The organism is Undibacterium sp. Ji50W, assembly GCF_049340445.1.
GTDB lineage: Bacteria > Pseudomonadota > Gammaproteobacteria > Burkholderiales > Burkholderiaceae_D > Undibacterium.
Genome location: NZ_JBMPOX010000011.1, coordinates 99,787 through 117,878, shown reverse-complemented (window position 1 = coordinate 117,878; position 18,092 = coordinate 99,787). Strand labels below are relative to the sequence as shown.

Here is an 18,092-nt window from a genome sequence, read left to right as displayed (position 1 = left end):
CTCATTGTTTCAGGAAGAACAACTGACTTCTATATGCCTGGCCCAATCGGGGGGCAGGGTAGCGTAGTCTTCGTTTTCCTCTTGTTCGTCAAACGGGTTTTCCAGAATCTGCAGCAGTTTTTCCACTTCTGAAAAATCCTTGTTTTGTGCTTTTTCTATCGCCACCTGTGCCAGATAGTTTCTCAATATGTATTTGGGGTTGCTTGCCAGCATGCTGGCCTGACGTACCGCTTCATCACTGGCTTCCATTGCCAGTCGTGCCCGGTAGTGCGATAGCCAGTCATCCAAAGCTTGTCTATCGAGAAATAAATCGCGCAGGGGTTCATCCTTAGTCGAAATCTGGTTCGAAAGCTTACTTAAATTGCGAAAACTCAGGGTAAAGTCGGCTTGATTACTTTGTAACAGTTTGAAAAAACCGGCAAACAGGTCCAGATCACCTTCTTGCTCCGTATTCAGCCCGAATTTCCTGTGCATCAGCTCGCTCCACTTGTTACGGTAACTCGCTGGATAATGCGCCAGGGCGGCATTGGTTTCGTCCACGCTGCCGATCAGGGGTGACAGTGCTTGTGCCAGCGCCTGGCAATTCCAGTTGCCGATGGCCGGTTGCATGCGGTATGAATAGCGCCCTTGCTGGTCAGTGTGATTGCAGATGTGTGTTTCATCATAGGCTTCCATGAAGCCAAACGGGCCGTAATCAAGCGTCAGGCCAAGGATTGACATATTGTCGGTATTCATGACGCCATGCATGAAACCTACGGCCTGCCAGTGTGCCATCAATTCAGCAGTGCGCTGGGTGACTTCTGCCAGCAAAGCCTGGTATTTGTTGGCGTGATCTAATAGTTCAGGGAAAGACTGCTCAATGACAAAGTCGGCCAACAGACGCAGGTCATCCATCCTGTCATTGTAGTACCAGTGTTCAAATGAGCCAAAGCGTATGAAGCTGGGCGCAATGCGGGCCACTACGGCGCTGGTTTCTGGCGTTTCGCGAAACACCATCTGGTCCGAACCTATGACGCACAGTGCGCGTGAGCTGGGTATACCAAGGCCGGCCATGGCTTCTGAGCACAAGAATTCCCGTATCGACGAGCGCAATACAGCACGCCCATCCCCCATGCGGGAATAGGGCGTCATGCCGGAACCTTTGAGCTGGATTTCCAGATGCTGGTCTGCATGGCTCAGACCGCCCAGCAGCAGGGCCCTGCCATCGCCAAGTTGCCCGGCCCAGACGCCAAATTGATGACCAGAATAGACAGCGGCCAGTGGTTTACTGCCAGTAATGCCCTGATTGCCTGAAAAATAGGAAACAAATTCCGGTGTGTTCAGGCAAGCCTGATCCAGGTGCAGGTAATCCGCCGCCGCCTTGCTGGCAGCGACCAGATACGGCTGGCTGATGGGGCTGGCCGGCAGATGGGTAAAAAAATGCGCTGGCAGGTTTGCAAACTGATTTTCCAGGGCCAGATTTTGCAGCGTAAAAGTGGCGGCAGCAGATGTCATGGGGTGCCAGGTGGCTGTAAAAAGAATAAACGCATTTTGACAGATTTGGTCAAAATGCGTTTATTGGGGTGGGGCGCGGTGATGCTGATCAATACTGATTGATGCTGGATAATCCAGAGCGCCTAGCCAGGTACAGAGCCAGGAACAGTCAGGAAGCGCCAGGATCAACAATAATCAGGCAGAAATACGTTCCCGTGTCTTACAGCCGTCAATCAGGAAGGACAGGCTGATCACCAGTACCAATTCACCTTCAGCCGAACGGGCCGTACCCGTAATGCCCGGTGTGCTGATGCAGGTCAGCGGTTTGATCACCAGATCAGCCGTGCCATCCACCGCGTCTACTGACAGGATGTAAGGGCTTGGGGCTGCAATGACGATGCCAACACGCTCTGATGCCGGGGTATAACCTAAAATCTTGCCGAGTGATTTTACTGGCAATGGGCGACCCAGATCGCGCAATACAGGTTGACCACCGACACTTTCAAAGGTCTCGGGCAATTCGACCACGCGTTGCACGGTCGCCATCGGCAAGGCCAGTGAAGCGCCATCTGTACGTACCAGCATGGTAGGTACGATGGACAATTCGATCGGCAGACGAATCAGGAAGGTCGTGCCTGCACCCAGTTGTGACGCAATGCGTATGGCGCCACGATGACGTTCCACCGCGGTTTTCACCACGTCCATACCGACACCACGTCCAGAAACGCTGGACGCCACTTCCTTGGTAGAGAAGCCCGGCAGGAAAACCAGCTGGAACGCTTCGTCGTCGGTGCGGGCATCATGCGAATTGATGAGACCCTTGGAAATCGCCTTGTCACGCAATCTTTGCGCATCCATGCCCTTGCCGTCATCGGTCACTTCTATCATGACGCTGCTGGCTTCCTGCCAGGCCTTGAGAGAAATGGTGGAGCGTGGCGATTTGTTGGCGTTGATGCGTTCTTCAGACGTTTCTATGCCGTGATCAAGTGCATTACGCAGCATGTGGACCAGTGGGTCATACAGGCTGTCCACCACGACGCGATCCACTTCGGTTTCAGCACCGGCAATATTCAGATCCACTTCTTTGCCCAGATCGCGAGCCAGTTCACGAACCAGACGCGGGAATTTCTGGAACAGGCGACCAACTGGCTGCATGCGGGTGGCCAGGGTAGCGCGCTGTAGTTCTGTAGAGTAACGCGAGGCTCGGGTCAGGGTTTCGGTCAGTGCCGACATCAGTGGTGCTGCCTGACCATCAAATTTGAATTGCGACAGTTTTTCAAGCAAAACAGCAGCCTGATTGGCAGCCTGCACGGATTCGCCAGCAACTTCCAGCAAGACATTCAGTTTGACTGCATCAATGCGTATGCTTTCTTCCTTGGCCGGTGCGTTTTGTTTGATTTCTGCATTCGACAGCGAGGATTTGACCGCTTCGTGCTCTTCTTTTTGTCCGATGGCCTTGTCTTCCGCTTCTTCCGCGTCTGCTTCAGCGGCTGCGTCAACAGCTTCCGGTAAGGTGCCAGGTGGCGTCACTTCACGGAAATAAGCTTCCCAGTCAAGTTCACCACTGCTTTCCTTGGCAGGGGTGTCGACTTTTTTCTCGGCGGCTTTTTTGGGCGCAACTTCGGCCTTGGGCTTGGCAGCAGCAGGGGCTTTTTTGCTCGCACCCTTCATTTCGATCGCATCGGTCAGCATCTTTTCGAGCGATTTTGGCATTGTCGAAAGACTGGCTGGTTCGGTGCCATTGTTCAGTGCCGTCAACTGATCTGCCACAAAGCCGCTGGCTTCCAGTGCCGCTTCTATGGCTTCGGGGGTTACCGGTACCTGGCCCGTGCGCAGCGCATCGAACAGGTTTTCTGTCAGATGGCAGGCCGATACCATGGCGCTCAGATTCATGAAGCCGGCACCACCCTTAATCGTATGGAAAGACCTGAACACCGCATTCAGCGTATTCATGTCACCTGGATTGCGCTCGAGCGAGAGCAGGTGTTCTTCTACATTTGTCGCAAGGTCGAGCGCTTCGACGACAAATTCTTTGAGCATGTCATCCATTAGAAACCCAGACTATCAAGTAGATTGTCTACATCGTCCTGTTCCAACGCTGCGTTCGGGACAGATGGGCCTTCCATCAATACCACGGCCTTTTCTTTCAGGTCAGATGGTGCATTGTCGAGCAGTATCTGCGCCAGTTCATGTTCCACTATTTTGTTGATGGCGACCACTTTCTTGATCAACTGGCCCGTCAGATCCTGGAAATCCTGTGCCATCATGATGTCCAGCAAGCGTGCTTTTTCAGCATCGGTTGCTACCAGCACGGTAGTGGCAAAACTTTTGGAATCTGTCGCCAGCGATTTGAATTCGTCAACACTGAGCTTGCCTTCAAACAGGTTCGTCCAGCGCGCATCCATGGTCTTGGCTTTTTTTGCCAGTTCATCCTGTTCCGGCAGACCCAGATCAGTGGCATTCAAGACTTTGTTGGCAGCTTGTTCTGTCAGCGAGGCAACATATTCCAGCCTGTCCTGCGCATCAGCGATTTGTATTGCGACATCCGACAGTGAGCGGTCATAGCCGAGCTCACGCATGGAGTCGTGCAGCATTCTGACCAGTCCACCAAGGCGGTCAAACATGGGCTTGTTTGCTTCTTCGTCGGTGTTGTGGAAATTGAATTTGGCGGGGATGCTGTCGTGTGCCACCTGCGCATTTGGCTCTGCTGGAGATGGCGAGCCGAGCGGTGTAGGTGCAGCACCTGTTTCCACCCGCTGATTGGCCATTTCTTCAAACAATGCGTCCAGATCATCTGCTGAATCGGTCATAGTCCTTTATTCTCCATAATCGCATTGAGGTAGGTTCCCTGAATTGTTCAATGATGAATGCAATTCAGATCTTGTTTTCATGCTCTGGCGATGCTTCTTTCATCATTCCATCATAGTAGCAGGAGATTACCGAAGGATAACCCAGAGTAACAAAATTTGTCATGCTTTTGTTATATGCGATGCAGTTTTGTCACATTCTTTTACGTAGCCAAGTAAAAATTGTTCTGGCGTTTGAATCTGGAACATGCCGGCGTTTTTCATTTTTCTTGCCAGCTTCAACAAAGCCTTGTCCTTGGTGATCAATACTTGCGCTTGTGCATCGCGCGCAATTTCCAGAAATTTCTGATCATCCTTGTCGCTGCAGACGGGCAATTTATACGTTGATGGCTCTGCCGGTATGACGCATGGTATGTATGCATCATACCAGCCGGTAATCTGCTCCAGCTCTTCTGGTATGACCGGCAGGTGAGGGTATTTGAGTACTGCCAGCCATTCTTCCCTGCAATCATTTCTGGTGACAGCCTGTATCTCGCCATTTTGCAAGGCAGACAGCAAAACCGACCAGCGAGGGTCCTTGAAGACAAACAGATCGAGACAGACATTGGTGTCAATGACGACGCGCTTAGGTATGATGTGGGTCATTTTGGAATTTGAAATTTATTTATGCTCATTGTAATATCGCCAGCCAAAAGTCTGGATTTTGACACCAGAGTGAAAACCAGAACTTCCAGCACCCCGCATTTTCTGGATGAGGCTGAAGAATTGATTGCAGTCGCCTCGCGTTATTCTCCCGCGCAACTGACTGAGCTGATGGACATCTCTCCAGCACTGGCCGAACTCAACGTTGACCGGTTTGCCGCCTGGCAGCGTGATCCGGTGGCCGGTCGCGGTAAGCAGGCCGTTTTTGCTTTCAATGGAGATGTCTACGAAGGTCTGGATGTGCACAGCCTGACTGCAAGCCATGTCAAATATCTGCAAAATCGCCTGTATATTTTGTCCGGGCTATATGGAGCATTGCGTCCTTTGGATGTTTTGCAAGCATATCGACTGGAAATGGGAACGTCTCTGGCAAACCGGCATGGCAAGAACCTGTATGCATTTTGGGGTGATAAAGTCAGTCTGTTGCTGCATGAGGCAATGCGACAGCAAAAATCCAAAACCTTGCTGAATCTGGCCTCTGACGAGTATTTCAAGGTGGTCAGACCCGCCGTGCTGGGCGTCAATATCATTTCACCGGTGTTTCAGGACTGGAAAAATGACCAGTATAAAATTATTTCCTTTTACGCCAAGCGCGCCCGTGGCCTGATGGCCCGTTATTGTGCACAGCATGGCCTGCGACGCGTCCAGGATATCAAAGCCTTCAATGAAGAAGCCTATACCTACTGCGAAGAAGCGTCGACTGGCAATAATTGGGTATTTCGTCGCAAAATGGCTGATCAGGACGGAAAATAAAATAGCCCCTACAGCCACACAGGGCTGGCAGAGGCTGTTTCCTTGGTCAGCTTATTTCATGCCTTCGGTCAACTCACCAGAACTTCCACCAGGCATCGCGACCACGGCCTTTGCCTGTCACAAAGTCACTGTTCGGGAAATTTTGCGTAAATACGCGATTGGCATCATTGCGCAAATCCGCCAGGCCCATGGCATCGTAGGAGCGAACCAGGATGAACATGGCTTCTTCAATCGCCGGTGCGTCAGGATATTCCTTGATGGCTGACTGGGCGCGGTTGGCTGCCGCCAGGTAAGCGCCACGACGCAGGTAATAACGCGCTACGTGGACATCGTACTGGGCCAGGGCATTGACCAGATATTTCATACGCAGGATGGCATCAGGCGTATATTTGCTGTCTGGGAACTGAATGGCCAACTGCTTGAAAGCGTCGAAAGAGTCGCGTGAAGCCTTCGGGTCACGTTCAGTAATGTCCTGATTGGCCAGGAAATTGAACAAACCGACCTGATCATTGAAGTTGATCACGCCACGCAAGTAGTACATGTAGTCAACATGACTATGATTCGGGTGGAGTTTGATAAAGCGTTCCACGGCGGCCAGGGCCTGTGCCTGGTCACCCTGTTTATAGTAAGCATAGGCTGTTTCGATTTGAGCCTGTTGTGCATAAGTACCAAAAGGGAAGCGCGATTCCAGTTTTTCAAAGTACTGAATTGCCTTTTCGTAACCCCCGCTGGACATTTCGTCTTTTGCTTCAGCGTATAATTTTGATGCTGACCAGGTTCTGGTCTCATCGCCTTTTTCTCCAAACACCCCGCAGCCGCTTAAACTTAAGGACGCGGCCATAGCCAGAACAAGCAATTTCAAAGATTTAATGTGCATAAATTTGTGCGTGAGCATGAAAACAATTTACGGATTATAGCCGATGGCAAAAAATGTGAAACCAACTACTACAGTGATTTTGTCAGATTCCGACCTGGAGACTGAATTTGAAGAGCTGAACGATACCACCGAAGTGGACGAAGATTTTTCGCCAACAGTCGAAAATATAGAATTAAAGCTCACATCGGACGCTTGTGGTGAGCGTTTGGACAAGACTTTGTCCAAACTGGTTCCCCAATATTCCCGCAGCCGCATCTCGCAATGGATAGAAAATGGCTTTGTCAGCGTCGATGGCAAGCCCGGACGCGGAAAAATGACCATGCTGGGGGATGAGCGCATCGTCATCCAGCCCCAGGCAGCACCGGATGAAGGTGCGTATGCGCCTGAAGACATTCCTTTAAACGTTGTTTTTGAAGACGAACACGTGCTGGTGATCAATAAACCGGCAGGCATGGTGGTGCATCCGGCTGCGGGCAACTGGTCCGGCACCTTGCTGAATGGCTTGCTGTATCGCTGGCCAGCCTTGCTGGGTGTGCCGCGTGCCGGCATTGTTCACCGGCTGGACAAGGATACCTCGGGCTTGATGGTGGTTGCCAAAACCCTGGTCGCCCATACCGAACTGGTCAGACAGTTGCAAGACCGTACCGTCAAACGTGAATACAATGCGCTGGTATGGGGAACCCCGAATCTGTCTGGCACTGTGGACGCGCCTATGGCCCGGCATCCGCGTGACCGTATCAAAATGGCAGTTTCTCAAAGCATCATTGCCAAACCCGCAGTCACGCATTTCCAGCGCGTCGCTGCCGGCATGCTGGAAAAATTCCCGGTCAGTCTGGTTGCCTGCCAACTGGAAACTGGCCGTACCCATCAGATTCGCGTGCATATGCAATCCCTGGGTTTCCCTCTGGTGGGTGATACCTTGTACGGCAAGCAGCATCTGGCACGGTTTTTCCCGCGCCAGGCCTTGCAGGCCAGAAAACTGGGTTTGACCCATCCCAAAACCGGCAAGCATGTCGAATGGGAAGTCAGTCTGGCAGATGATTTTTCTGACCTGTTAAAACAGGCCAACATTCAACTTACATGAGCGCTGATACAGGTAGAAGGACGCAAAAGTTGCCATTTCCGGTGTTATTGCCAGACTGGCAGGGCGCGCCTGCCCACGTGCGCGCCATGACCACTCTGCGTCAGGGCGGTGGCAGCCGCGGTGCGTATGGTGATGCCGCTGGCAATGCCGGATTGAACCTCGGTGATCATGTTGGTGACGATTTGATGGACGTCAAACAGAATCGGGATAAATTAAACCGGCAATTACCATCTGATGTCATATTCTTATCACAAGTGCATGGCAATATTGCTGTTGACGCCACCAGTTTGCGTAATAAGCAGCATGGTGCCGTCAGCGCCGATGCCGTGTTTTCCTCGCAGGCAGGCTTGGTGTGCGCAGTATTGACGGCGGATTGTTTGCCTGTGCTGTTGACCGACGTGGATGGCACCGTGGTGGCGGCTGCCCATGCCGGCTGGCGTGGGCTGGCAACGGGTGTCTTGCAAAATACCGTGCGCAGTATGCGTGAAGCCGGAGCCGGGGAGTTGCTTGCCTGGCTGGGGCCAGCCATAGGCCCGGCCGAATTTGAAGTGGGTAGCGATGTGTTGCAGGCTTTTTTAGCGCAAGTGGATGATGCTGATCTTTATTTCCGGGCCAAAGCAGCAGTGAATGGCCAGGACAAATATCTGGCTGATATTTATGGATTGGCAAGAAAATTGCTAGGTGATGTGGGTGTGACACGCATCAGTGGCGGCGAGCATTGCACGCTGCGCGAAAAGCAACAGTTTTATTCTTACCGGCGCGATGGCATTTGTGGCCGCATGGCCAGCATGATCTGGATCGAACGTCTTTGATTGTGCGTTTTTCGACCTCGATTAATCGGGATTATTTTGTAGCTTGATGTTTTGATTGTCGGTGTTTGCAGCACTTTGTTTTTGCAGTGCAGCTTGTTTTTCCAGTCGCTCACGCTTGCGTTGTGGTGTGCGCATCAGGTATAAAACTATTGTTAAAGGAAAAACGCAGTAGAACAGAAAAGTCATGATGCCGGTGAACACGGAGTGCTCAGTGATGGACATCATGAGGACGACGTAGATCCAGGCGATGGCAACGATATACATACTAACCTTAGTGCAAAAATAGGGGATGGCCGGGCAAGCAACCATGCGTAGGGATTTATCCCGGAACACTCACCGCAGGCAAAACGGAAAGCTTAAAATTATTTCGAAACGATACGCGAAAAACAGGAGGCACGCATGAAGACTTTCGATCCTCAAGCTATGTACTCCGAGTGGATGTCACAGCTAGTGAATCAAAAAAATTGGCAGGACTGGATGTTACCTGCCTCACCCTTGAATCAAATGCAAATGCCCTCTGGGGACATGCTCAAGGAACTGGGTGCGCTGATCGAACCGGCCACCATGACTCGTCTGCAACGCGAGTACATGCAAGAGCTGGCCCAGTTATGGCAAGACTTTTCCCTGTCCAAATTACCCGACCTGAAGGACAGGCGTTTTGCCGCACCGGACTGGCATAACCATGCCATGCATTCTTATAGTGCAGCGTCTTATCTGTTGAATGCACGGTTTTTAATGGCATTGGCAGAGGCTGTACAGGCTCCCGCCAAGACAAAACAAAAAATCGGTTTTGCGGTGCAGCAAATGATCGATGCCATGTCACCCGCCAATTTCCTGGTGACCAATCCAGAAGCCCAAAGCAAGCTGATCGAGAGCAAAGGCGAAAGCCTGGCCAAAGGCATCAGCCAGATGCTGGCGGACATGCAAAAAGGCAGGATTTCTCAGACTGACGAATCCGCCTTTGAAGTCGGCAAGAATGTGGCCACGTCGGCCGGCAACGTGGTGTTTGAAAACAAGTTATTCCAACTCATACAGTACCAGCCGGCCACCAAGACCGTGCATCAGCGTCCCTTGCTGATGGTGCCGCCCTGCATCAACAAATTCTATATCCTCGATCTGCAGCCAGAAAATTCCGTCGTCCATTATGCGGTTGAGCAAGGGCATACCGTGTTCCTGGTGTCATGGGCCAATCCGGATGAAAGCATGGCAGATGTCACCTGGGATGATTACATCGAAGATGGTGCCATCAAGGCCATCAGCGTGGTACAGGAAATCAGCAAGCAGGACAAAATCAATGCATTTGGTTTTTGCGTCGGCGGCACCATCATTTCTACCGCCTTGTCCGTCCTTGCTGACAGGGGCCAGCAACCCGCTGCCAGCCTGACTCTGCTGACGACATTGCTGGATTTCTCGCAGACGGGCGTGCTGGACGTGTTTATCGATGAAATGCAGGTCAAGATGCGTGAACAGACCATAGGGCAGGGCGGGCTGTTGCCGGGCCGCGACCTGGCCAGCACCTTTTCTGCCCTGCGCGCGAACGATCTGGTCTGGAATTATGTACAGTCGAATTATCTCAAGGGCGAGGCGCCACCTCCCTTTGATCTCTTGTACTGGAATGCGGACAGCACCAATTTGCCAGGTCCGATGTTTTGCTGGTATCTGCGCAATACGTATCTGGAAAACAAACTCAGGCAACCCGGCGCACTGACCGTGGCCGGAAGCAAGGTGGATCTGGGCAAAATTGATGCCCCATGCTTTATCTATGGCTCGCGCGACGACCATATCGTCCCCTGGCAGGCGGCCTACGCATCAACCAGCCTGTTGAACCCGCGTCACAAGAGCAAGAATCGATTTTTGCTGGGAGCGTCAGGACATATTGCCGGTGTGGTCAACCCTCCGGCGAAAAAGAAAAGAAATTACTGGACCAATACCCAGACGGGTTTGGATGCCGATAAATGGTTTGCCGCTGCGACCGAACATCCGGGTAGCTGGTGGCCAGAATGGGCTGATTTCCTTAAAGAGCATGGTGGAAAAATGGTCAAGGCGCCAGCCAAACCTGGCAGCCCGGACTTCCCGGCGATAGAAGTGGCACCGGGACGTTATGTCAAAGTAAGAGCAGATTGATCGTTTTTGTTATAATTAATATAAAATTTTAATCAGGAGAACAATATGTCAAAACGTGTAGCGTATGTAACTGGTGGTATGGGTGGTATCGGCACACCAATTTGCCGTCGTCTGTGCAGAGACGGCTATATCGTGGTGGCCGGTTGCGGCCCGAATTCTGCCCGTAAAGACAAATGGCTGGCGGATATGCGTGCCGAGGGCCTGGATATTCATGCATCGGAAGGTAATGTATCTGACTGGGAATCCACCAAGGCTGCTTTCGAAAAGGTCAGGGCAGAAATCGGTGAAGTCGACGTGCTGGTCAACAATGCCGGTATTACCCGCGACGGTCAGTTCCGCAAGATGAGTAAAGGAGATTGGGATGCGGTCATGGATACCAATCTGAATTCCCTGTTCAATGTCACCAAACAAGTCATTGATGGCATGGTAGACCGTGGTTGGGGTCGTATTATCAATATTTCCTCTGTCAATGGTCAAAAGGGCCAGTTTGGTCAAACCAATTATTCGACTGCCAAGGCCGGTATCCATGGTTTTAGTATGGCCCTGGCGCAAGAAGTTGCCACCAAGGGTGTCACCGTCAATACCGTGTCACCAGGCTATGTCGGTACCGACATGGTCAAGGCCATACGTCCTGATGTACTGGAAAAGATCGTTGCCGGTATTCCCGTCAAACGTCTGGCTGAGCCTGAAGAAATCGCTTCCATCGTTGCCTGGATTGCTTCGGATGAAGGTGGTTATGCCACTGGTTCCGACTTCTCCATCAATGGCGGCTTGCATATGGGCTAACGCCCAATCATCTTTAATAGTGGGAATTATTTAGAGTAAACAGTTTTAAATAGGCTTTTTAGTTCTCTTATTGCTGTCTTTCTGCCGCAGTGCGGTAAAATATGCCCATCAGGTCGCAAGATTTCGATGGGCATATCTTTTGCAAGTCGCAATTTAAAAGATGCAATAATAAAGGGGACAAACATGGTTTCGGATAGTGGCTACCCAGTAGCCACCACCAGTCTGAAGTCTTGTTTGCGTGAATTAGTCTGCGCCACGCTTGTGAGAAAGCTTTCATGATGTGGCTGGATATCGAAGTGATTAACTGAGATTTCAATGAATAGCGCAAAAAAATCAACACAGCATCTGATCAAAAAATACCCGAATCGCCGTCTGTACGACACCCAGACCAGTAGCTACATCACACTGGTCGACGTGAAGCAGTTCGTACTCGAAAACGACGATTTCGCAGTGGTCGATGCCAAATCCGGCGAAGATTTGACACGCAGCATTTTGTTGCAGATCATTCTGGAAGAAGAAGCTGGCGGAAGCCCGATGTTCTCCAGTGTTGTCCTGTCGCAGATCATCCGTTATTACGGACATGCCATGCAGGGTATGATGGGCAATTATCTGGAAAAAAACGTCCAGGCCTTTATCGATATCCAGAACAAGCTGGCAGAAAACTCAAAAGGCATTTACGAAGGCAAGCCCTTCAGCCCCGAAATGTGGACACAGTTCATGAATGTGCAGGGCCCGATGATGCAGGGCATGATGGGCAACTACATAGAGCAGAGCAAGAATCTGTTTGTGCAAATGCAAGAGCAGATGCAAAGCCAGGCCAAAAATATGTTCAATGTCTTCCCGTTTAATCCGGAAGATGTGAATAAAAAGTAAATTATATAGATAGACGATCTTACTTAAGCCCCTGATTTATCAGGAAAATTGCCATTCATACGGCAAGGTGAGATGGCAAAGGGTACAATAGCGGATTCGCTTTTGTACCCTTTTTGCTATTTTTTGCTATTAAGTATCCGTTATGTCTATCATTGAAATCCGTCGTCAAGAACCTGCCAACGCACCCAAGGTTGGGTTTGTCTCCCTCGGCTGTCCGAAAGCCCTGGTTGACTCAGAACAGATCCTCACCCAACTGCGTGCCGAAGGGTATGACACCGCCAAATCCTATGACGGTGCTGACCTGGTCATTGTCAATACTTGCGGTTTTATTGATGCCGCCGTGCAGGAATCGCTGGATGCGATAGGCGAGGCCCTGGCTGAAAACGGCAGAGTGATCGTGACCGGTTGCCTGGGTGCCAAGAAGGGGGCTGATGGCAAGGACATGATACAGTCCATCCACCCTAAAGTACTGGAAGTGACTGGCCCGCACGCTGTCGGTGAAGTCATGGCCGCTGTGCACAAGCATTTGCCCAAGCCGCATGAACCTTTCTTTGATCTGGTGCCGGCCCAGGGCGTCAAACTGACACCGAAACATTTTGCCTACCTGAAAATATCCGAAGGCTGTAACCATCGCTGCAGTTTTTGCATCATCCCATCCATGCGCGGCGACCTGGTATCGCGCCCGATTGCCGATGTCATGCTGGAAGCAGAAAACCTGTTCAAAGCCGGCGTCAAGGAATTGCTGGTGATTTCCCAGGACACCAGCGCCTACGGCGTGGATATCAAGTTCCGTGTGGGTTTTTGGAATGGCAAGCCTGTCAAAACCCATATGACGCAACTGGTCGAAGCCCTGGGTGAACTGGCCAAACAGTATGACGCCTGGGTGCGCCTGCACTATGTGTATCCTTACCCGCATGTCGATCAGATTATCCCTTTCATGAACAATGGCCATGTACTGCCCTATCTGGACGTGCCTTTGCAGCATGCCCACCCGGATGTGTTGAAGCGCATGAAGCGCCCGGCCAGTGGCGAGAAAAATATTGAACGCATCAAAGCCTGGCGTGCGATGTGCCCGGACATCACCATACGCTCGACCTTCATCGCCGGTTTTCCTGGCGAGACCGAAGAAGAATTCGAATACCTGCTGGATTTCTTGAAAGAAGCAGAGATTGACCGTCTGGGCTGTTTTGCCTATTCGCCAGTCGAAGGCGCGACAGCGAATGAAATTGCGAATCAATTGCCGGATGAAGTGCGCGAAGATCGCCGCCGCCGCGTCATGGAATTGCAAGAAGGCATATCCAAAAAACGCCTGCAGGCCAAAGTCGGTAAAACCATGCGTGTATTGATTGATTCCCTGGATCGCAGTGGCGGCGTTGGCCGCAGTTCTGCCGATGCACCTGAAATTGACGGTGTGGTCTACGTCAAGCCACCGTTTGAGCCACATCGCAAACTGAAGGTCGGTGAATTTGTTGATGTCACCATTACCGCCGCCGATGCCCATGACCTGTGGGGCGAGGCAGTCTGATGCGTGTCATGTCAGTGTTGAAAGTGTTGCTGCCGGTGGTACTGATGGGTAGTTTGGGTTTGCCAGTGCAAGCCCAACCGTTTGCGCCGATGTCTAACCCGCAGTTTGCCAAACCGGTAGAACTGCGTGGCAAGCTGGGTGAGGACAAGGTGACGATGCATATACAGCCCAAGCCCGAAGACAGGGATAGCGTCGAAGGTAACTATATCGTCGCAGGTGGCAAGCGCAATCACGGCCAGAAGATTTTGCTTGCTGGTGAAATCAGCGGCAATAAACTCAGCATGGAAGAATCCGAAGATGGTACGGATGTGTCCGGTCAATGGGATGGTGAACTGAAGGACAATGTCATACGCGGTATCTGGCAATCAGACGATGGCAAAGTCAGCAAGGATTTTGTGCTGGAACTGGTCCCGCCTGCAAAAGCCAGGAAAAATAAAACGGCACAGCCACAAGGCAAGCCAGTCAAGTAAATCACCGGGCCCGGGTCATGATCATGGCCTGATTGCCCCGGTTTATCCAACGTCAAAAACCACTACACCCTCAACCCCTTCCGTCACGCGGGCGACTATCTCGCCTTGCGGATTGACGATGCATGTGCAGCCGTGGCTAAGCTTGTCACCCGATACACCAACAACGTCAGAAGAAACGACCCAGCAGGCAGTTTCCATGGCTCTCTGGCGTAGATTCTCTACACTCTTATGCCGCCATTTGTCAGCGGTGGTGACAGCAAGCATATTATTAAGCGGGTAGCAGATCAGGCGGGCAGCTTGTGTGCTGAGCCGTTTTGCGCAATCAGGAAAGTTTGCGTCAAAGCAGATATTGATGCCAAATAAAAAACCTGATTTCTGAAAAACAGGCATGTCGCGGCCCGGTAAAAATGCCTGTTCTTGCGGGTGATTCTTGGCGTAAATGCCGCGCAGCTTGCCTTTGCCGATAAGTGCAGCAGAGTTATAGTAACCGTCTATGCCTTGCTCGACAAAACCAATAATCACATCGGTGGAAAAAGCGGATAACTTCGTCAGTATGTCATTGAACGAAGGGCTGTCAACAGCGATGGCCCGACGCGCAATGATTTGCTGATCGCTGGTGTATCCCTGCAAATAACATTCAGGAAATACAGCCAGTTCCACACCCTGATTGTCACACCAGGCCAGATCATCTTGCAGGCGAATCAGGGTGCTGGCGACGTCATCGAATAAGGGTTGACGCTGGAATGCGGCTACACGAATTTTTTGCATATCGATGCTGATTTACCTTCGTCTTAATAGGGGGAAGAGGGAAAACGGAGAAAATAGCATGCTAAGCCTACGGCACGACTTTGAAGGGTCTTTCAAGCCGGATGGCAGACCGCTTTGGCCGCGTAGCGGACGTTCATCGCACTTGATTCTGGGGGGGGGCTCTCGAAATGGTCAGCACAAGAGGTCGTTACTGCAATAATTTCCTGATCTAAGTACAATCAATCCAGCCTGCGCTTTGAAAATCGACATTTCGGTTGGGCCAATAAGTTTCACCAGAATATGGCGTCAACATTCATTTGCGCAATCTAACGCTCTTTCAGAGCATCTTTTCTGGCCAGATATTGAGAAAACTCTTTACGCAGAACCTCAATATTTTTCCCATATGAGACTTCGAGCGCTTGAGGAAACTCAGTTCCGGATAGTAAAAGCTGTATTAGTTTTCCGAAATTTTCAGGTTGGGAATCGTGCATATAATGTACAAACGATGCGCCAACTCTGTATATAAGCCAGTTTGCGGCCCCATTCTTTGTAACCGCATCAGCGGGATTCGTACTCGTGAACCAAAAGTCAATATTTCCAGACAAGTAGGCCTCTTTTTCCTCACTGCTCATTAATGCAGACACATCTTTGTATTTGGTGTAAGCCGGACCGCCGTCTGCGACAAAAACAGCAATTCCCTCTCTGAACCAAATAGGGATATTCTTAATATGTGCTTTTTCTCCAAGGTGGGTATAAAAAAGATAGTGCGTGAGCTCATGCGTAGTTAACTCAGCGAGAGATTCTTCACCGCGGCCAAAAGCACCGGGAGATAAAAATAATTTTCCCCAATACACAGCACCTCTGACATTTTTTGATAAAAATACGTATTCATTAAACGTGTCCTGAGACGCGCAAACATAAATTTCTATCGGTTTTTCAAAATGTGCATTCAGAGCAACTTCCACTTTACGTTGACTGGCATTTAGAATTTCCCTCAATGCAATTGCATCTTCCTTCGCATTTTTTTCGTACCTTATCCGCGAATCTTCCGCCAGGGTTATAAAGTTATCTGTCGACTTATATTTCGCTATTACTGACTTTAAAAATACGGGCTTATTTAATAAAATGCCGATAGCAAGTAGAAATATGATGCAAGCTACTGAAATTATAAATTTCCGACGATTCAATTTAGCTGTTTTTTCTAATTTAGCCATTAATATTCAGTCAGGCGATTTCCGGATACGATTTATGATGACGTGGCATAGCAGACGTTCCGTTTAGCTCAGTGGTTCAGTGGTAAATGGCTGATTGGCCGAAAGCGGACAGATGTTTGGCGACAGGTCGACATGCAGCACCAGAAGCTTACACGTGAAGACATGTAAAGGCATGAAAAAAGTGCGGAAAACTATGTCTTCATGGTGTGTCATACTTCAACCAGACTGCACAGATTTTCCGGGCGAGATGCGCTTGCTTCATACGTGGGCAGGCAATTGTGAAACTTTGGAGTGTTTACTGACAACAAGTCGAATTGTTCACACCTTGCAGTCCAGCACGCCTTATGAGACACACCCTCGGGAAGCTGGCCGTATTTACTCTTTGCGGGCGTATTGCAGCGCGAGGTAAGGGCACCAGCCTTAGCTGCAAGTGCTACCCTTGCGCCTTGCGCTACATCCCGAATCGCCTTGCCCGCACTCACTCCTATTGATGAAATGAGTTCTGGTGTATTCATGAAGCATAAAGCCCCGGTTCTGCGTTAACATAGCTATTCGTCTCTTGATATCCTCATCAAAGAAAAGTAGCCATGCCGGAAAATTCAAATTCTCAACGCGGATTCAATACCCGCGTCATTCATAGCGAATACGAAGCACCAGATGGTTTTGCGGCGCTTCCGGTCGCGATACATCATGCTTCCACCGTGTTGTTCACGGATGTGGCGTCCATGCGTTCCCGAAGCTGGCAAGACAAATCTGCTTATACCTATGGCCTGCATGGCACGCCAACCAGCTTTACGCTGGAAGCCAGGCTGGCCGAGATAGAGCAGGGCAAGCATTGCCTGCTGACACCCAGCGGGCTGGCGGCCATTACGCTGGTGAATATGGCTTTCCTGGCAAGCGGTGATCATGTGCTGATCCCCGACAATGTGTATAGCCCGAATCGTGAACTGGCAGACTGGCTTTCGCGCAGTTTTGGTGTCCATGTCAGTTATTACGACCCCCTGATCGGGGCGGGCATTGCTGCGCTGATACGTGACAATACCAAATTGATCTGGGCCGAGGCCCCCGGCTCGGTTTCCATGGAAGTGCCGGACGTGCCTGCGATCTGTGCCGCAGCCCATGCGCGTGGCGTCCTGGTGGCGCTGGACAATACCTGGTCTGGCGGGATTGCCTTTCCGGCGTTTGAGCATGGCATCGATATCATCATGCAGGCGCTGACCAAATACCAGAGTGGTGGTTCGGACGTTTTGATGGGGGCAGTGATTACCCGTGACCGGGCATTGAATATCCGTTTGCAGACAACGCATATGCGCCTGGGCTTTGGTGTCGGCATGGATGATGTTTACCTGGTTTTGCGCAATCTGCCAACGCTGCAGTTGCGTTTCCAGGCGCATGACCAAAGTGCACGCCAGGTCGCTGCATGGTTAAAGACGCGGCCAGAAATCAGTACGGTATTGCATCCGGCATTGCCAGGCTGTCCGGGTCATGACATCTGGCAGCGCGACTTTAACGGTGCCGGTGGCTTGTTCTCGGTTTTATTTGATGAGAAATACACAGAGCAACAGACCGACGGTTTTGTTGATAGCCTGAAGCTGTTCAAGATCGGTTTTAGCTGGGGTGGGGCGCATAGCTTGTGCGTGCCTTATCGCATTGAACAAATGCGTCAGCACTGGCCGCACAAAGGTATCTTGGTGCGCTTCAATATAGGGCTGGAAGACAGCGCAGATTTGATTGCCGATATCGAACAGGCATTGGTACAAATGGTGTGAGTTGAATTGAGTTGGACTGTGTTGATATTGAGTAGAAATGCAGGTGCAAGTGTAAAATTGGGCAGACCGCAAACGG

General features: G+C 50.9%; 17 protein-coding genes. 9 read left to right on the top strand and 8 right to left on the bottom strand.

All coding sequences use genetic code 11. The features are described from left to right. Window positions 1–9: 9 nt before the first annotated feature. The 4 genes from ACO0K9_RS16580 to ACO0K9_RS16565 all read right to left on the bottom strand — a co-directional run bounded on the left by ACO0K9_RS16580 (window position 10) and on the right by ACO0K9_RS16565 (window position 4,925). Window positions 10–1,494 (bottom strand): protein adenylyltransferase SelO, encoded by a 1,485-nt coding sequence (locus tag ACO0K9_RS16580; protein ID WP_422986862.1) that lies wholly within the window; start codon window positions 1,492–1,494, stop codon window positions 10–12. Window positions 1,495–1,668: 174 nt separating this feature from the next. Further along, window positions 1,669–3,522 carry a chemotaxis protein CheA gene (locus tag ACO0K9_RS16575; protein WP_422986860.1) on the bottom strand — a complete coding sequence of 618 codons (1,854 nt, stop codon included), beginning with the start codon at window positions 3,520–3,522 and terminating at the stop codon, window positions 1,669–1,671. Continuing rightward, window positions 3,522–4,283 carry a protein phosphatase CheZ gene (locus tag ACO0K9_RS16570; protein ID WP_422986858.1) on the bottom strand — a complete coding sequence of 254 codons (762 nt, stop codon included), beginning with the start codon at window positions 4,281–4,283 and terminating at the stop codon, window positions 3,522–3,524. Before ACO0K9_RS16570 ends, ACO0K9_RS16575 begins: the two co-directional genes overlap by 1 nt. A gap of 159 nt (window positions 4,284–4,442) precedes the next feature. Further along, on the bottom strand, window positions 4,443–4,925 hold the full coding sequence (locus ACO0K9_RS16565; protein ID WP_422986856.1) for a putative toxin-antitoxin system toxin component, PIN family: 483 nt from the start codon (window positions 4,923–4,925) through the stop codon (window positions 4,443–4,445). A gap of 21 nt (window positions 4,926–4,946) precedes the next feature. On the opposite strand from ACO0K9_RS16565, the gene yaaA reads away from it, so the two are divergent. Continuing rightward, entirely contained in the window at window positions 4,947–5,735 is a 789-nt protein-coding gene (gene yaaA, locus ACO0K9_RS16560) for a peroxide stress protein YaaA (RefSeq protein ID WP_422986854.1), read from the top strand. A 73-nt stretch (window positions 5,736–5,808) separates the two neighbouring features. On the opposite strand, the gene ACO0K9_RS16555 is transcribed toward yaaA, so the two are convergent. Further along, on the bottom strand, window positions 5,809–6,612 hold the full coding sequence (locus ACO0K9_RS16555; RefSeq protein WP_422986852.1) for an outer membrane protein assembly factor BamD: 804 nt from the start codon (window positions 6,610–6,612) through the stop codon (window positions 5,809–5,811). Window positions 6,613–6,655: 43 nt separating this feature from the next. Here ACO0K9_RS16555 and ACO0K9_RS16550 point away from each other — a divergent pair, with 43 nt between their 5' ends. Beyond that, window positions 6,656–7,696, top strand: coding sequence for an RluA family pseudouridine synthase (locus ACO0K9_RS16550; protein ID WP_422986850.1), 1,041 nt, complete (start codon window positions 6,656–6,658; stop codon window positions 7,694–7,696). After that, complete coding sequence (pgeF, locus tag ACO0K9_RS16545) at window positions 7,693–8,508, top strand: peptidoglycan editing factor PgeF (protein WP_422986848.1); 816 nt, start codon at window positions 7,693–7,695, stop codon at window positions 8,506–8,508. Before ACO0K9_RS16550 ends, pgeF begins: the two co-directional genes overlap by 4 nt. Window positions 8,509–8,529: 21 nt before the next feature. Here the strand turns inward: pgeF and ACO0K9_RS16540 are convergent, their stop codons facing one another. Beyond that, entirely contained in the window at window positions 8,530–8,772 is a 243-nt protein-coding gene (locus ACO0K9_RS16540; protein ID WP_422986846.1) for a hypothetical protein, read from the bottom strand. Window positions 8,773–8,907: 135 nt separating this feature from the next. On the opposite strand from ACO0K9_RS16540, the gene phaC reads away from it, so the two are divergent. From phaC to ACO0K9_RS16515, 5 genes are all read left to right on the top strand, one after another. Further along, complete coding sequence (gene phaC, locus ACO0K9_RS16535; RefSeq protein WP_422986844.1) at window positions 8,908–10,632, top strand: class I poly(R)-hydroxyalkanoic acid synthase; 1,725 nt, start codon at window positions 8,908–8,910, stop codon at window positions 10,630–10,632. A gap of 45 nt (window positions 10,633–10,677) precedes the next feature. Beyond that, window positions 10,678–11,418: a 3-ketoacyl-ACP reductase gene (locus ACO0K9_RS16530; RefSeq protein WP_422986842.1), complete on the top strand. Its 741-nt coding sequence runs from the start codon at window positions 10,678–10,680 to the stop codon at window positions 11,416–11,418. A 315-nt stretch (window positions 11,419–11,733) separates the two neighbouring features. Beyond that, window positions 11,734–12,291 carry a polyhydroxyalkanoate synthesis repressor PhaR gene (phaR, locus tag ACO0K9_RS16525; RefSeq protein ID WP_422986840.1) on the top strand — a complete coding sequence of 186 codons (558 nt, stop codon included), beginning with the start codon at window positions 11,734–11,736 and terminating at the stop codon, window positions 12,289–12,291. 142 nt (window positions 12,292–12,433) lie between these two features. After that, window positions 12,434–13,816: a 30S ribosomal protein S12 methylthiotransferase RimO gene (gene rimO, locus ACO0K9_RS16520; protein ID WP_422986838.1), complete on the top strand. Its 1,383-nt coding sequence runs from the start codon at window positions 12,434–12,436 to the stop codon at window positions 13,814–13,816. Next, window positions 13,816–14,286, top strand: a complete 471-nt coding sequence (locus ACO0K9_RS16515) for a hypothetical protein (RefSeq protein WP_422986836.1) — start codon at window positions 13,816–13,818, stop codon at window positions 14,284–14,286. Before rimO ends, ACO0K9_RS16515 begins: the two co-directional genes overlap by 1 nt. A gap of 42 nt (window positions 14,287–14,328) precedes the next feature. Here the strand turns inward: ACO0K9_RS16515 and ACO0K9_RS16510 are convergent, their stop codons facing one another. After that, window positions 14,329–15,054 carry a carbon-nitrogen hydrolase family protein gene (locus ACO0K9_RS16510; protein WP_422986834.1) on the bottom strand — a complete coding sequence of 242 codons (726 nt, stop codon included), beginning with the start codon at window positions 15,052–15,054 and terminating at the stop codon, window positions 14,329–14,331. A 305-nt stretch (window positions 15,055–15,359) separates the two neighbouring features. Further along, window positions 15,360–16,247, bottom strand: coding sequence for a hypothetical protein (locus tag ACO0K9_RS16505; RefSeq protein ID WP_422986832.1), 888 nt, complete (start codon window positions 16,245–16,247; stop codon window positions 15,360–15,362). Window positions 16,248–16,834: 587 nt separating this feature from the next. On the opposite strand from ACO0K9_RS16505, the gene ACO0K9_RS16500 reads away from it, so the two are divergent. Further along, entirely contained in the window at window positions 16,835–18,016 is a 1,182-nt protein-coding gene (locus ACO0K9_RS16500) for a cystathionine beta-lyase (RefSeq protein ID WP_422986830.1), read from the top strand. Window positions 18,017–18,092: the final 76 nt, after the last annotated feature.

Excerpts from the sequence above, each read along its gene's own strand:
- ACO0K9_RS16580 (WP_422986862.1), bottom strand. The coding sequence starts at position 1,494 with ATGACATCTGCTGCCGCCACTTTTACGCTGCAAAATCTGGCCCTGGAA.
- ACO0K9_RS16570 (WP_422986858.1), bottom strand. The coding sequence starts at position 4,283 with ATGACCGATTCAGCAGATGATCTGGACGCATTGTTTGAAGAAATGGCC.
- phaR (WP_422986840.1), top strand. The coding sequence starts at position 11,734 with ATGAATAGCGCAAAAAAATCAACACAGCATCTGATCAAAAAATACCCG.
- pgeF (WP_422986848.1), top strand. The coding sequence starts at position 7,693 with ATGAGCGCTGATACAGGTAGAAGGACGCAAAAGTTGCCATTTCCGGTG.
- ACO0K9_RS16550 (WP_422986850.1), top strand. The coding sequence starts at position 6,656 with ATGGCAAAAAATGTGAAACCAACTACTACAGTGATTTTGTCAGATTCC.
- phaC (WP_422986844.1), top strand. The coding sequence starts at position 8,908 with ATGAAGACTTTCGATCCTCAAGCTATGTACTCCGAGTGGATGTCACAG.
- ACO0K9_RS16540 (WP_422986846.1), bottom strand. The coding sequence starts at position 8,772 with ATGTATATCGTTGCCATCGCCTGGATCTACGTCGTCCTCATGATGTCC.
- ACO0K9_RS16575 (WP_422986860.1), bottom strand. The coding sequence starts at position 3,522 with ATGGATGACATGCTCAAAGAATTTGTCGTCGAAGCGCTCGACCTTGCG.
- ACO0K9_RS16565 (WP_422986856.1), bottom strand. The coding sequence starts at position 4,925 with ATGACCCACATCATACCTAAGCGCGTCGTCATTGACACCAATGTCTGT.
- ACO0K9_RS16500 (WP_422986830.1), top strand. The coding sequence starts at position 16,835 with ATGCCGGAAAATTCAAATTCTCAACGCGGATTCAATACCCGCGTCATT.
- ACO0K9_RS16510 (WP_422986834.1), bottom strand. The coding sequence starts at position 15,054 with ATGCAAAAAATTCGTGTAGCCGCATTCCAGCGTCAACCCTTATTCGAT.
- ACO0K9_RS16505 (WP_422986832.1), bottom strand. The coding sequence starts at position 16,247 with ATGGCTAAATTAGAAAAAACAGCTAAATTGAATCGTCGGAAATTTATA.
- ACO0K9_RS16515 (WP_422986836.1), top strand. The coding sequence starts at position 13,816 with ATGCGTGTCATGTCAGTGTTGAAAGTGTTGCTGCCGGTGGTACTGATG.
- ACO0K9_RS16555 (WP_422986852.1), bottom strand. The coding sequence starts at position 6,612 with ATGCACATTAAATCTTTGAAATTGCTTGTTCTGGCTATGGCCGCGTCC.
- rimO (WP_422986838.1), top strand. The coding sequence starts at position 12,434 with ATGTCTATCATTGAAATCCGTCGTCAAGAACCTGCCAACGCACCCAAG.
- ACO0K9_RS16530 (WP_422986842.1), top strand. The coding sequence starts at position 10,678 with ATGTCAAAACGTGTAGCGTATGTAACTGGTGGTATGGGTGGTATCGGC.
- yaaA (WP_422986854.1), top strand. The coding sequence starts at position 4,947 with ATGCTCATTGTAATATCGCCAGCCAAAAGTCTGGATTTTGACACCAGA.